The following is a 14,022-nucleotide window of genomic DNA, read 5'->3' as shown; positions in this document are numbered from 1 at the left end:
ATAATTTATGAATGGTAATTTTAAAAGAAATTTACTAATTAGTTCTCTGGTTTCACTATTTGTACTGACCATTAGTTCTGTTGCTTCCTTTATTAGCATCAAAAGTTTATTAAGCAGTAATTATTGGGTAAATCACACTCAAGATGTTATTTACAATCTTAATGAAGGTTCGGCAATTATTACGGAAGCGCAAACGAGTATGCGAGGTTATCTACTTACTGGAGACGAACAATTTGTAGACCGTTTTAATGATTCTGAAGCAAAATCAAATAATTATTTTGATAAATTGGATGAACTTACATCCGATAATCCTTCTCAGCAAAAAATGCTAGACGAACTAAGATCTAAACGATCTGGTTTCTTTAAATACCTGAATAATCAAATCGTAAAAAAGCGTTTAAGCAAAGAAACGCTGATTTTTGATTTGAATGAAGGGCGAAATATGATGAATGAAATAAAAACAATCATCAAAAAAGTAGAAGGGACCGAACAAAAACTTTTGGAAGAACGTAATGCCAATTCGGAACGTTATGGAACTTACAGTTTGATTCTTATTGTTGTTGCCTTTTTCATTGCTTTTATTATATCGATTGTTTTCATGATCAGAATTCTGAAAGATTATAATGAAAGAGCATTATTGCAAAATGAACTTGAGAAAAAAGATAAAGATATTGCCGAAAGACTTGAGGTAATTAGTGGAATTGCAACTCAGATTTCTAAAGGAAACTACGACGTTCAGATAGACGATAGAAAAGCAGATACTTTAGGAGCATTAGGAGGTTCTATTCACGAAATGAAAGATTCTCTAAAAACTTCTTTCGACTTATTATCTCAAAAAGAATGGCTTCAATCTGGCGTTGCTAGTTTAAATGATAAAATGCTGGGTGAGAAAACAATCCAGAAATTATCAAAAGATGTAATCGAATTTTTATGCCAATACACAAACAGTAGCGCGGGTGTTTTATATGTTGTTGATGGAGAAGAAATGACTGTTTCTGGCGGATACAGCTATATTCCGAGTAAAAGCCGTGAAAGAATCAGAAAAGGCGAAGGCTTAATTGGACAAGCAATTGTATCCGGAAAAATGCTGGAATTAAAAAACCTTTCACAAGACGATATTCAAATCAATTATGCTTTGGGCGAAATAAAACCAACCCATATTGTGGCAGTTCCGTTAATGGATTATAAAATAGAAGGAGCTGTAGAATTAGCGAGTATTTACGGATTTTCTGTTTTGCAGTTGGAGTTTTTAAATATGGTTGCCAATAATATCGGAATCGCTTTAAAAGCAACTCAAAACCGTAAAAAAGTGATGGAGCTTTTAGAAGAAACCAAATCGCAATCTGAGGAACTTCAAGTTCAACACAGCGAGTTGGAAGCTATAAATGCAGAATTGGAAGCTCAGACAGAAAAACTTCAAGCTTCGGAGGAAGAACTTCGCGTTCAACAAGAAGAATTAGAACAAACCAATGAAGAACTTTCTGAAAGAAGCGTTTTATTGGAAGAAAAAAATACTGAAATTCAGAAAAAATCAGAGGCTTTAGAATTAAGCACGCGTTACAAATCGGAATTCTTGGCAAATATGTCACACGAATTAAGAACGCCATTAAATTCAATCTTGTTATTGAGCCGTTTATTGTCTGAAAACAATAATGAAACAATGAACAATGAAGAAATTGAATTTGCAAAAGTGATTCAGAGTTCAGGAAACAGTTTATTAGGATTAATTGATGAAATTTTGGATTTATCTAAAATTGAGGCTGGTAAAATGGAGCTGGAATTTTTAGATGTTTCCACAAAAGAAATTACAGACAGTCTATATAATTTATTCCACATTGTAGCGAAAGAGAAAGGAATAAACTTTGAAATTATTACCAAAGACGCACCAATTGTCATTAAAACAGATAAAATGCGTTTAGAGCAGATCTTGAAAAATCTGATTTCAAATGCTATTAAATTTACAGAAAAAGGAACGGTAAGTCTTGAAATTAAGACAGATCCGAACAATGATAAATTAATTTGCTTTGTTGTAAAAGATACCGGAATCGGAATTCCGTTAGAAAAACAACCTCTAATTTTCGAAGCTTTCCAACAAGCCGACGGTTCTACAAAACGCAAATACGGAGGAACAGGTTTAGGATTATCAATAAGCCGTGAATTAGCTAAATTACTTAGAGGAGAAATTACGCTTTACAGTAAAGTAAATGAAGGAAGTTCGTTTACGTTATGCATTCCGGTTTTAGGATTGGCTATAAATAAAATTCTAGTAAACAAAATACAGCCAAAAGAAGTTGTTGAAGACGAAGAAACGCAAACGGAGGCAAGACCTAAATATATCAGTGAAGTTATTCCAAAAGAAATTGAAGACGACAGAGATTCAATTGAAGAAGGCGATAAAGTAATTCTTATTGTCGAAGACGATATTAATTTTGCTAAGTCGTTGCTAGCTTTTACACAGAAGAAAGGTTATAAAGGTGTTGTCGCTGTAAGAGGAGATTACGCTTTAAACTTTGCCTTGATTTATAAACCAATCGGAATTTTATTAGATATAGAATTACCAATAAAAAGCGGTTGGGAAGTTTTGGAAGAATTGAAAAATAATTCTAATACCAAACATATTTCGGTTCACATTATGTCTTCGCATAAATTGAAACAAGAAAGTTTGTTAAAAGGTGCGGTAGATTTCTTAGACAAACCAGTTGCTTTTGATAAGATTCCAGACGTTTTTATGCGTATTGAGCATATTATAAACAAAGAATCTCAAAAAGTTTTAATTATTGAAGATAATCCGAAACATGCAAAAGCGTTGGCATATTTCTTAGAAACATATAATATCAATTCTGAGATTAAAAGCGAAGTTTCGGAAGGGTTATCTGTTTTAAGCAATAAAGATGTCGACTGTGTAATTTTGGATATGGGAATTCCAGACAAACAAGCTTACGAAATTTTAGATGGTGTAAAGAAAAGCCCAGGATTAGAAAATCTTCCGGTAATTGTTTTTACAGGAAAAAGTTTGTCTATTAAAGAAGAATTGAAGATTAGAAAATATGCCGATTCTATTATCGTAAAAACAGCTCATTCGTACCAAAGAATGTTAGATGAAGTTTCACTTTTCCTTCATTTGGTAGAAGAGAAAAAAGAGGGTAAAATAAAAGAAGTTCATAAAAAACTGAATTCATTAAATAATATTCTATTTGAGAAAAAAGTATTGATTGTTGATGATGACGTTCGTAATATTTATTCGCTTTCTAAAGCTTTAGAAGCATTTAAGATGAATGTAATTACAGCATTTGACGGAAAAGAAGCCATCAAGATTTTGGATGAAAATCCTGATACAGACGTTGTATTATTAGATATGATGATGCCAAATATGGATGGTTATGAAACGGCTGAAAAAATAAGAAGCAATCCTAAATTTCTTAACTTAGCAGTAATCGCCGTAACGGCAAAAGCAATGACAGGAGACCGCGAAAAATGCATAAAAGCGGGAGCTTCAGATTACATCACAAAACCTGTAGATGTAGATCAGCTTTTATCGTTATTACGAGTTTGGTTATATGATAAAATTTAACCTCTAAAAAGCTGTAAATGAGAAAAAAAAGAGTGCTGATTGTAGATGATGATACAAGGAATATTTTTGCTTTAGTGAATACTTTAAAAGCGAAATCTTTTGACTGTTTGTCTTGTTTAAGTGCCGAAGAAGCACTTAGAATATTAAAAGAAGACGACACAATTGATGCAGTTTTGATGGATATGATGATGCCAGAAATGGACGGATATGAAGCAATTCCGCTTATAAAAGCAATTCCATCGCAAGAATCTACCTTTGTAGTGGCTGTAACCGCACAAGCAATGACAGGAGATAAAGAAAAATGTTTAGAGGCTGGGGCAGATTCATACATCTCGAAACCAGTTGATGTTGATAAATTACTTCAGATTTTGGGGGAAATTTAAGTGAATTATGATTGAAGATATTGAGTTAGAAGCCCTAATTAATGATGTTTACGAATATTATGGTTTTGATTTTGGAAGTTATTCCAGAGCTTCACTAAAAAGACGTGTTAGCCGAGTTTATTATTTAGATGGATTTAAGCATTTTCATGAATTTCTTTCAAAGGTTCGCACAGATCCAGATTATTGCAAAAGAATGATTGACGAAATTACGGTAAATGTTACAGAAATGTTTCGCGATCCGTCATTTTATACCGTGCTTCGAAATGATATTCTTCCCTTATTAGGAACTAAACCTTTTATCAGAATTTGGCATGCAGGCTGTTCTACAGGCGAAGAGGTGTATTCGATGGCTATTATGCTTAAAGAATTAGGACTTCTGCATAAATCTATTTTGTATGCCACAGATATTAATGCGGCAGTTTTAGAATCGGCAAAAAGTGGTATTTTTCCACTTCGAATGATAAAAGATTATGCAGATAATTATCGTGATTCTGGCGGAAAACAAGATTTTTCAGATTATTATATTGCCAATTATGGTTTTGCAAAATTTAGCGAAGAACTTTCTGAAAAGATGGTTTTCTCGCAACACAATTTAGTTTCGGACAATTCTTTTAATGAGTTTGACTTGATTTTGTGTCGAAATGTTTTAATCTATTTTGATAATAATCTGCAAAAAAGAGTTGTTAATTTATTTGATGACAGTCTTTCTGTTCTAGGATTTCTAGCACTTGGAACAAAAGAAACTATAAAATATTCTATATCTCAAACTAAATACAAACAGTTTGAAAGAGAAAAAATATGGAGGAAAGTAAGAGAGTAATAAAAGATTGTAAAGTAGTCATAATTGGAGGTTCTGCGGGAAGTTTGCAAGCATTATTGCAAATTTTGCCTTTTATAGAAGATCCGATTTCGTACGCCATTGTGATTGTTGTTCATAGAAAAAATTCTGACGAACAGACTTTGGAGGCTTTATTAGCTTTAAAAGCGAATGTTAAAGTAAATGAAGTAGAAGACAAAGTTGCTGTAAAAGCAGGCTTTATTTATATCGCGCCATCTAATTATCATTTATTGTTTGAAAAAAACGAAACGCTTTCATTGGATACTTCTGAAAAGATAAATTACAGCAGACCAAGTATTGATGTTTCATTTGAATCCGCGGCAGAAATTTATGGGAGCAATCTAATCGGAATTTTACTTTCTGGTTCTAATTCTGATGGAACAGTCGGAATGAAAGCTATTCAGGATGCAGGAGGAATAACGGTCGTTCAGAATCCGCTTTCTGCAGAAATGTCTTTTATGCCTAATAATGCGATTTTGCATACAAAACCAGATTATGTTTTAAGTACAGAAGAAATTTTAGATTTTATAAAGGGAATTAATAAGGAGATAGCTTAACAATATTTAAGGTTTAGAGGTTTGCATAACCTTCAACATGATATATGTCGCCCCTCTGGGGCTTTACTTATAATTATGTAATTATGCTATAAATATTTAGCTTCTCCGAAGCTTTTTATATTTTGAGTGTAAAATAATTTAATATTAATGTTCTCCGAAACTTTTCCATTGGATGATTAATGATTAGTTTAAGTCCCAGAGGGACGAAATATTTATAGCAAATAATTATTAAAACCCATCAAAAGCTCCAGCGGAGCGAAATATTATTCTAAATGTTTTTTAATAATATCACAAAAAAAATAATTTAATTTTTCTCATCTTCAGGTAAAATAACCTTATTCATTTCGGCATCTTTTTCAGCTCTTCTTTGTGCAGCTTTTCCTTTTCCAATAGGAATTCCGGCTGTTAAGTATAAAGATCTGTTATATACATTTGGACCGTCTCCTTTCATTACAGGTACCAATCCGTAGTAATATTGAATAGTGATATTCAATCCGTTGCCCACATTCATATGATAACCAGTTCCTAATGCAATTCCAGCATCAATTACGCGAATCTCATCTCTGATTTTTTTCTTGTAAGTAACATCGTTTTTATTAATCTCATTTGTAAATTCATCAAAAGCCGATGCAAGAAGTCCGAGTTGTGGTCCTGTTTTAACGTAAATCCTGTTTTTAAACTGATATTTTATTAAAATAGGAACATTAAAATAACGAATTTCTCGATTAACAGTTCCGCCTTCAAATGTATTGTCTAAGTTGACATCATCTAAAGAATAAACAGGAATATGTCTGGCTCCCATTGGAGATTTAACTATAACGCCAGTATTAATCATCCAAGCAGGATTTTTTTTAGATCGAACATCAAAATAAAAACCAAGATTGAAACCCGGATTCATTCCAGAGCTTTCAAGGTTTGAAATATCAGAAAGATTGATACCGCCTTCAAGTCCAAATTCTAAAAAAGGCGAATTAAGTTTATCTCCAAAAATTAGCGATATCAAAACCTGCGATTTCGCCTCATTCATACAAAAGAAAACGAGGAGTATCAATAAACTCTTTTTCATAATCAGAAATTAAAGTCCAAAACGATATTGAATTCCTCCTAAAGCTTGTGTACGGCTTCCAAGAAAACCAGCTTCAACTCTAAACATAATATGTTTATTAAGCTGATATTGAGAACCTACAATAAAATTCCACATATCTTTAGGTCTTTTTTGAAGAGAATATTGCACAGACGATGATCCAGCGGTGCTTAGAGCGCCATCTAGAGTTGCTAAAATATTTCCTGCACTTTCTAGTGCTCTGTTTGCTGTATTATGTTTGGCAACATTTACTGGATTTTTTTGTTCTACAGGAGTTAGACTATCCCACCAATTATCTACTTTAGTCTGGTTTTCTGTCACTTTTGCCAAGCCATCATCAACTTTTTGCTGAGCGTTGCTTAGATCTATAAAATCAGATAAAGGTAAATTTCCGTTAGTATCTCCAGAAATATGAACTCTAAAACCACCAACCCAAACGGCAATATTTTGTTCTGGTTTACGAAATTTGAATGTTTTCCCTAATCGTGGACCAAAAACATAAGAAAACGCAGGTTTATCAAGCGAGCTGATATCGGTCCACGCCATATTCATATCCAAAGCCAACCATCCGCCGCCAATTCCAATTGTTGGCGTCATTCCAAGTCCGAATGTTGTAGCGTTAAAATTTGCTTTTGTTGAGAAATGAGCAACTTGCGACCAATTGTTATCTTGATCTGGAACATAAATTCCGGCATTGATTTTAGTTGAAGTATTGGCTTTCCCCAATATTCCATAAATATTTAAAAAGGGTAGAAGCCAAATATCAGGACGAATAGTTAATGCGCCAGCCTCTACATGAGATTTATCAAAACGCACAATTTCGTCTAGATTGTATTGCGGTCCATTATTAAAACCTACATTAAGATCATTAATAACAATTTCAGAATCTTGCCAAAAGTAATTAATAGAAAGTCCTGCTGAATAAGGAAGTTTGTAACCTTTCTGAGCAACTTTTTCTCCCCAGATAGGTAATGCATAAGGATAATCGGCGACTTTGAGGCTATCTTTAACCTCTTGATTTTTTTCTCCAACAACTTTATCTGTATAAACTTGTCCGAAAATTTGAATGCTGCATAATAGTAAAAGGGCTGATATTAGTTTTTTACATTTCATAGAATAAAGTGTTTAATTGATTAAATAAACTGCTTGAAATAATATTGTACTAATGTATTCTGAGGGAATTTCGGCTTGTCTTTTGTTTTACAGGATTATAAAAAAAGGGTATGAACTAATTTTTATGGTGGTTAATTGTGTTAAAGTTAATTAAAAATTTTTAACATTTTGCGTTTTTTTTAATAAACTAATATGGTAAGTTTTTGTGATTCAGTGTTTTTTGTAATGTTTAAGTTTGTCTTAAGATGTAATGAGTTAAAAATAAATTTATAATTCGTAAAAGAATAAATCCTATTTTTGTGATATGAAATGGATAGCAATTATACTGTCAGTTTATTTGATGGCACTTTCGAATATGCCTTGCGCAGATATGGAAGTGAACAGTGCTATGCATAAAACAGCTCAATTTTCTTCAGAAGAGAATCATTCACATGACAAAGAAAATGATTTATGCTCGCCATTTTGTGCATGTAATTGCTGTGGGGCTCAGGTTTTAAGTTATCAAACTCCGATAACTTTTGAATTTCCACAAACTGATCATCTTATTTTAAGTCCGTTACCAAGTTACAATTCTATTTTAGCTTCTAATTTCTACGGAAGTATTTGGCAGCCGCCTCAATTAGGATAATGAAATCCTTTCTGTATCGATAATTATCGGAATCAGAATTTGGATTAGAGAAGTGTGGATTTCCACAAAATCAAGATAGACAAGAGATTGTCTCATTTCTCATTTCATTATAATTTAAAATGTTAGATAAAATCATACAATTTAGTATAAAGAATAAGTTCATTATACTATTATTTACTTTGGTATTAATTGCCGTAGGAAGTTATTCCTTAAAAAAACTGCCATTAGATGCACTTCCTGATATTACCAATAATCAGGTACAGATTATTACCACAGCTCCCACGCTTGCCAGTCAAGAAGTAGAGCAATTAATTACTTATCCGTTAGAACAAGCCGTAAAAACAGTTCCAGAAGTGATAGAACTTCGAAGTATTTCTCGTTTCGGATTATCGGTTGTAACCGTTGTTTTTGAAGATGATGTTGATATTTATTGGGCGCGAGAACAAATTTTTCAACGATTAAAACAAGCAGAAGAAAATATTCCCGAATACGTAGGATCGCCAGAATTGGCTCCGATTAGTACAGGTTTGGGCGAAATTTATCAATATGATGTTTATGCCAAAAAAGGTTATGAAAATAAATACAGCGCTGTTGATCTAAGAACAATTCAAGATTGGATTATTATTCCGCAATTGCAAGGAATTAAAGGTGTTGCTGATGTAAGTTCTTGGGGAGGAAAACTAAAGCAATATGAAATTGCTGTTAATCCAAACACCTTAAATAGTTTGGGAGTTACAATTACAGAAATCTTTGATGCTTTAGAAAAAAACAACCAAAATACGGGAGGAGCTTACATTGAAAAAGATCAATATGCCTATTTCATTCGAGGAGTCGGAATGGCAAAAGGAACGAAAGATTTAGGAAATGTTGTTGTTAAAAACAGAAATGGTTCGCCTGTTTTGGTTCGAGATGTAGCTGAGGTTCGAGAAGGTGTTGCGTTACGTTACGGCGCTTCTACAAAAGATGGAAAAGGTGAAATTGTTTCTGGTTTGGTTTTAATGCTTAAAGGCGAAAATTCAAAAGCCGTTGTCGATCGAATTCACGAAAAAATGATTCAAATTAATAAAAGTCTTCCAGAAGGCGTTGTTGCAGAAGCTTTTATCGATCGTGGAAAATTGGTTGATAATGCCATCGGAACGGTTACAAAAAACTTATTAGAAGGAGCTTTAATTGTCATTTTTGTACTAATTCTATTTTTAGGAAATCTTCGTGCAGGATTAATTGTGGCTTCTGTAATTCCGCTTGCAATGCTTTTTGCCATTATTTTGATGAATCTTTTTGGAGTAAGTGGAAATTTAATGAGTTTAGGCGCAATTGATTTCGGAATTATCGTAGACGGCGCCGTAATTATTGTAGAAGCGACGATGCATCATTTGCAGAAATTCAAAAACAAAAAAGAATTATCACAAGAAGAAATGGATGCTGAAGTCTATAATTCGGCTTCAAAGATTAGAAATAGTGCCGCTTTTGGTGAAATTATAATCTTAATAGTTTATCTGCCGATTTTAGCATTAATTGGCACCGAAGGGAAAATGTTCAAACCAATGGCAATGACAGTTGGTTTTGCGATTATTGGCGCTTTTATTTTGTCTTTAACTTATGTGCCAATGATGAGTGCTTTGTTTTTGTCTAAGAAAACAGAACACAAAGAAAACTTTAGCGACCGTATGATTTTATGGCTCGAAAACCTGTATATGCCTTTGCTGAAAAAAGCTTTAGAATTTAAAAAAGTTGTGCTTGCAGTCGCCATCGGATTATTCGCCTTGAGCGTTATCATTTTTCAAAATATGGGAGGCGAGTTTATTCCAACAATCGAAGAAGGAGATTTAGCAATGAATGCCACAATTATGACGGGAAGTTCGCTCACGCAAACCGTTGAAACGACTACAAAATACGAGCAGATTTTAAAAGCAAAATTTCCCGAAATAAAAACGATTGTAAGCAAAATTGGAAGCGGTGAAATTCCGACTGATCCAATGCCAATAGAGAGCGGCGATTTGATTATTGTTCTGAAAGATAAAAAAGAATGGTCAGGAAAGTATCGTAATTGGGAAGATTTGGCCAATGCAATGAAAGAAGAAATGGAAGTAATTCCTGGCGTTAATATAGAAATCTCGCAACCCATTCAGATGCGTTTTAACGAATTAATGACGGGAAGCCGTTCTGATATTGCCATCAAAATATTTGGAGATGATTTAGAAATTCTAGACGCAAAAGCAACTGAACTAATTTCGAAAATAAAAAGTATTGAAGGCGTTGGCGATTTGAAAGCCGATAAAGTAACAGGTTTGCCTCAAATTACCATAAAATACGATTACAACAAAATCGCTTTATATGGATTGAATATTTCTGACATTAATCAGATAATCCGTTCTTCATTTGCGGGAGAAAGTGCTGGAAAAATTTATGAAGAGAGTAAACGATTTGATGTTGTAGTTAGAATGAATGAAGATAATCGTGCCGATATTACCGATGTTAGCAATTTGTTTATTCCGCTTCCAAACGGGCAGCAAGTACCGCTTTCACAAGTTGCTTCGGTTGAATATGAGCAAGGTCCGGTGCAGGTTATTCGCGAAGACGGAAAAAGAAGAATTACAGTTGGATTAAACGTTCGCGGACGAGATATTCAAAGTGTTGTAGAAGAAATTCAACAGCGTTTAGATAAAAACTACAAATTGCCGTCAGGTTATTTTATCACTTACGGAGGACAATTTGAAAATTTAATCGAAGCGTCGCAGAGACTTCTTGTGGCTTTGCCGGTAGCTTTAGGGTTAATTTTAGTACTGCTTTATTTTACTTTTAATAGCATTAAACAAGCCGTTTTAATTTTTACTGCTATTCCGCTTTCTGCGATGGGCGGAGTTTTAGCTTTGGTTTTAAGAGGAATGCCGTTTAGTATTTCGGCAGGAATTGGGTTTATTGCTTTATTCGGAATTGCCGTTTTAAACGGAATTGTTCTGATTTCCTACTTCAATCAATTAAAAACAGAAGGTATTTCAGATCCGTTGCAGCGTGTTTATATCGGAACTAAAACCAGATTAAGACCAGTTTTAATGACCGCAGCCGTAGCTTCTTTAGGATTTTTGCCAATGGCTTTGTCTACAAGCGGTGGAGCAGAAGTGCAGAAACCTTTGGCAACTGTTGTTATTGGAGGTTTATTCTCGGCAACTTTATTAACATTAATCGTTTTGCCGATTTTGTATTTAATGTTGGAGCTTGGGTTTAACCGCAAAGAACGCTAAGGTGTACGCAAAGGACACAAAGAAAAAATTAAAAGAAAATGAAAAAATTACTATATAATTTAAGAAAATTAACCTTTGCGAACTTCGCGCTTTCCTTGCGAACTTTGCGGTTAACTGCGTTTCTATTGGTATGCACAACAACATTTGCACAACAAAAAATATCTTTAGAAAAAGCAATAGAACTTGCCAAATCAAACAACATCGATTTAAAAATTGCCGATAAAGAAATAGAAAAACAAACTGTTCTTAAAAAGGCAGCTTTTCAGCCCGATCCGCTTCAGGTGCAATATCAAGGCGGACAATTTAATAGCGTCGATTTTGACCATAATGTTTCGGTACAGCAGTTTTTCCCGTTAGGAAACATAACAAAAGCGAATCGTCAATTGCAAGAAGAATTGGCAAAACTGGCTGAAAAACGAAAAGCGTTGTCTTCTTACGAACTGGAAAAAGCGGTGACTTTGGCGTATTATCAATATTTGTATGGAATTTCGATTCAGAAATTAAATTCAGAACTAAATGATATTTACACCAAATTTTTAAAGAATGCCGAACTCCGTTTTAAAACTGGAGAAAGCGGAAATATTGAAGTGATTAGCGCCAAAGCGAAAGTCAAAGAAATTGAAACGCAAAAAGCACAACTAGAATACGATTTGGCAATTTATCAGAAACAGCTTCAGTTTTTTATTCAAACAAATGAAAATATCGTTCCAGATCAGAATACAGCTTTGCAGTACACTTTTGTAGAAAGTCAGCAAAATACAAAAGCAGAAAGTTTGTTGACTGATTTTTACCAACAGCAGATTTCGGTTTACCAAAAAGAAGCTGGAACTTTTAAAGCTTTGAGAACGCCAAAAGTTGGTTTGGGCTATTTCGCACAGACGATAAACACCGAATCGTTATTTCAAGGTTTCACGGCTGGATTGCAAATTCCGTTGTTTGGAGGAGTAAATACAACGAAAGCAAAAGCAGCAGAAATTAGCATTTCGCAATCACAATTGGCTTTAGATAAAAGCAAAATGATTTTGAATCTACAGCGAGAAGAATTACGAAATAACTTTGAAAAACAGCAAAAAAACTTAGTGTATTTTCAAAATGAAGGTTCGCAATATGCCAATCAGATTATTGAAACAGCACAGAAAAGTTATGCCAACGGCGATATGAGTTATTGGTCGTATATCAGTTTTTTAAATCAGGCAATTGATATTAAAAAACAATTTGCAGAAGCAACACACAGCTACAATCAAAGTGCCATCGAACTTCAATTTCCAACCATCAAAAACAATTAATCATGAAAAATATATCTAGTTATTTAACCGCAAAGAGCGCAAAGGAAAAACGCAATCCCGATAGCTATCGGGAGCAAAGTTTTGTTTCCTTGCGTGCCTTGCGATTTGCCCTTGCGATCTTTGCGGTTACCCTAATTGCATGCAATGAAAAAAAGGAGGAAGAACCAAAAGAAGAAGAAAAATCGACTACAGAAGTTTCTTTAACAGAATCTCAATACAAAACTGTTGGCATTGAAACAGGAATTGTGGAAGACCGAAATCTCAATAAAATTATTAAAGCAAATGGTTATACGACAGTTCCTCCGCAAAATTCAGCAGAAGTTTCTACTTTAATTGGCGGAACGGTAAAAGATATTTATGTTTTAGAAGGCACATTTGTAAACAAAGGAAAAGTTTTAGCAACGATTCAGAATCTGGAAGTAATTGAAATGCAGGAAGAATATCAGTCTGCAACAGCAAATGTTGAATATTTACAGTTAGAATACAATCGCCAGAAAACGTTGAGCGATGAAAATGTAAATCCGAGAAAAACTTTTCAAGAAGTAAAAGCGAAATTAGCTGCCGAACGAGCACGTGCACAAGCGGCTAAAAATAAATTAGAAGCTTTACATGTTGCTACAAAAGGAAGCTCGTCTTTGGTTCCCATTGTTGCACCAATAAATGGTTATATTGGAAAAATCAGTATTGCTAAAGGAGCCTTTGCAAATACAGGAATTTCTCTTTTTGAAGTGGTAGATAATAGTCAGATGCATTTGGATTTAAATGTTTATGAGAAAGATTTAGGTTCAATTTCCATAGGTCAGGTAATAGATTTTGTGTTGACAAATCAGTCTAATAAATCTATTAAAGGAAAGATTTTCGGAATCAATAAATCATTTTCTAATGAAAGCAAAACAGTTGCCGTTCATGCCAAAATTGATCCAGCCGATGCCAAAGGCTTGATTCCTGGAATGTATGTTTCGGCTAATATTAATATTACAAATGCTACGGTTTCTGCATTGCCAAAGGATGCAGTTGTTAGAAATGCAGATAAGTATTTTGTGTTTGTTCAAGAAGATGAAAAAGCCGAACAAAAACATGATCATAAAGAAGGCGAAAAGGAAGAAATTCATCAGAAAGAAGTGCATTTTAGAGCTGTAGAAGTAATTCCTGGAACAACAGATTTAGGTTTTACAGAAATTAAGTTTGTAAATCAAGTTTCCGCAAATGCTAAAATTGTGACAAAAGGCGCTTTTTATCTGCTTTCTGCAATGAAAGGCGGAGGAGAGCATGAGCATTGATTTTTTTTTAAGGTTCTGAGGGGCTAAGGTTCTAAGCTTC

At 33.9% G+C, this 14,022-nt stretch carries 10 protein-coding genes; 8 read left to right on the top strand and 2 right to left on the bottom strand.

Annotation, left to right across the window (positions count from 1 at the left end; all coding sequences use genetic code 11):
- The first annotated feature begins 7 nt into the window (after positions 1 to 7).
- From P0R33_RS02315 to P0R33_RS02300, 4 genes are read left to right on the top strand one after another with little or no spacing between them, the layout of a single operon-like run.
- On the top strand, positions 8 to 3,571 hold the full coding sequence (locus P0R33_RS02315; RefSeq protein WP_276174031.1) for a response regulator: 3,564 nt from the start codon (positions 8 to 10) through the stop codon (positions 3,569 to 3,571).
- Between the two features lie 17 nt (positions 3,572 to 3,588).
- A complete protein-coding gene (locus P0R33_RS02310) occupies positions 3,589 to 3,954 on the top strand; it encodes a response regulator (protein WP_276174030.1) in 366 nt (121 codons plus the stop codon).
- A gap of 7 nt (positions 3,955 to 3,961) precedes the next feature.
- Entirely contained in the window at positions 3,962 to 4,774 is an 813-nt protein-coding gene (locus P0R33_RS02305; RefSeq protein WP_276174029.1) for a protein-glutamate O-methyltransferase CheR, read from the top strand.
- On the top strand, positions 4,753 to 5,349 hold the full coding sequence (locus P0R33_RS02300; RefSeq protein WP_276174028.1) for a chemotaxis protein CheB: 597 nt from the start codon (positions 4,753 to 4,755) through the stop codon (positions 5,347 to 5,349). The genes P0R33_RS02305 and P0R33_RS02300 overlap by 22 nt, the downstream gene beginning before the upstream one ends.
- 304 nt (positions 5,350 to 5,653) lie before the next feature.
- Here P0R33_RS02300 and P0R33_RS02295 read toward each other — a convergent pair whose 3' ends face one another.
- Together P0R33_RS02295 and P0R33_RS02290 are read right to left on the bottom strand one after the other, a co-directional pair.
- On the bottom strand, positions 5,654 to 6,415 hold the full coding sequence (locus P0R33_RS02295) for a porin family protein (RefSeq protein ID WP_276174027.1): 762 nt from the start codon (positions 6,413 to 6,415) through the stop codon (positions 5,654 to 5,656).
- 9 nt (positions 6,416 to 6,424) lie between these two features.
- Positions 6,425 to 7,546, bottom strand: coding sequence for a hypothetical protein (locus P0R33_RS02290; RefSeq protein WP_276174026.1), 1,122 nt, complete (start codon positions 7,544 to 7,546; stop codon positions 6,425 to 6,427).
- A 304-nt stretch (positions 7,547 to 7,850) separates the two neighbouring features.
- Between P0R33_RS02290 and P0R33_RS02285 the strand changes: the two genes are divergently transcribed.
- The 4 genes from P0R33_RS02285 (at position 7,851) to P0R33_RS02270 (ending at position 13,982) form a co-directional block, all read left to right on the top strand.
- Positions 7,851 to 8,174, top strand: a complete 324-nt coding sequence (locus P0R33_RS02285) for a DUF6660 family protein (RefSeq protein WP_276174025.1) — start codon at positions 7,851 to 7,853, stop codon at positions 8,172 to 8,174.
- A gap of 119 nt (positions 8,175 to 8,293) precedes the next feature.
- Positions 8,294 to 11,416 carry a CusA/CzcA family heavy metal efflux RND transporter gene (locus P0R33_RS02280; RefSeq protein WP_276174024.1) on the top strand — a complete coding sequence of 1,041 codons (3,123 nt, stop codon included), beginning with the start codon at positions 8,294 to 8,296 and terminating at the stop codon, positions 11,414 to 11,416.
- Positions 11,417 to 11,454: 38 nt separating this feature from the next.
- Positions 11,455 to 12,702: a TolC family protein gene (locus P0R33_RS02275; protein WP_276174023.1), complete on the top strand. Its 1,248-nt coding sequence runs from the start codon at positions 11,455 to 11,457 to the stop codon at positions 12,700 to 12,702.
- 2 nt (positions 12,703 to 12,704) lie between these two features.
- The gene (locus P0R33_RS02270) at positions 12,705 to 13,982 is read left to right on the top strand and encodes an efflux RND transporter periplasmic adaptor subunit (RefSeq protein ID WP_276174022.1); all 1,278 of its coding nucleotides are present in this window, start codon (positions 12,705 to 12,707) and stop codon (positions 13,980 to 13,982) included.
- The last annotated feature ends 40 nt before the right edge of the window (positions 13,983 to 14,022 follow it).

Origin of the sequence: Flavobacterium sp. YJ01 (assembly GCF_029320955.1) — a bacterium.
In the GTDB taxonomy this organism is placed as follows: domain Bacteria; phylum Bacteroidota; class Bacteroidia; order Flavobacteriales; family Flavobacteriaceae; genus Flavobacterium.
The sequence above is the reverse complement of the archived record's forward strand: the minus strand, read 5'-3'. Positions and strand labels throughout refer to the sequence as shown.

Bases quoted from the DNA above. Each gene is read 5' to 3' on its own strand.
- P0R33_RS02315 (WP_276174031.1), top strand. From the start codon at position 8: ATGAATGGTAATTTTAAAAGAAATTTACTAATTAGTTCTCTGGTTTCA.
- P0R33_RS02310 (WP_276174030.1), top strand. From the start codon at position 3,589: ATGAGAAAAAAAAGAGTGCTGATTGTAGATGATGATACAAGGAATATT.
- P0R33_RS02305 (WP_276174029.1), top strand. From the start codon at position 3,962: ATGATTGAAGATATTGAGTTAGAAGCCCTAATTAATGATGTTTACGAA.
- P0R33_RS02300 (WP_276174028.1), top strand. From the start codon at position 4,753: ATGGAGGAAAGTAAGAGAGTAATAAAAGATTGTAAAGTAGTCATAATT.
- P0R33_RS02295 (WP_276174027.1), bottom strand. From the start codon at position 6,415: ATGAAAAAGAGTTTATTGATACTCCTCGTTTTCTTTTGTATGAATGAG.
- P0R33_RS02290 (WP_276174026.1), bottom strand. From the start codon at position 7,546: ATGAAATGTAAAAAACTAATATCAGCCCTTTTACTATTATGCAGCATT.
- P0R33_RS02285 (WP_276174025.1), top strand. From the start codon at position 7,851: ATGAAATGGATAGCAATTATACTGTCAGTTTATTTGATGGCACTTTCG.
- P0R33_RS02280 (WP_276174024.1), top strand. From the start codon at position 8,294: ATGTTAGATAAAATCATACAATTTAGTATAAAGAATAAGTTCATTATA.
- P0R33_RS02275 (WP_276174023.1), top strand. From the start codon at position 11,455: ATGAAAAAATTACTATATAATTTAAGAAAATTAACCTTTGCGAACTTC.
- P0R33_RS02270 (WP_276174022.1), top strand. From the start codon at position 12,705: ATGAAAAATATATCTAGTTATTTAACCGCAAAGAGCGCAAAGGAAAAA.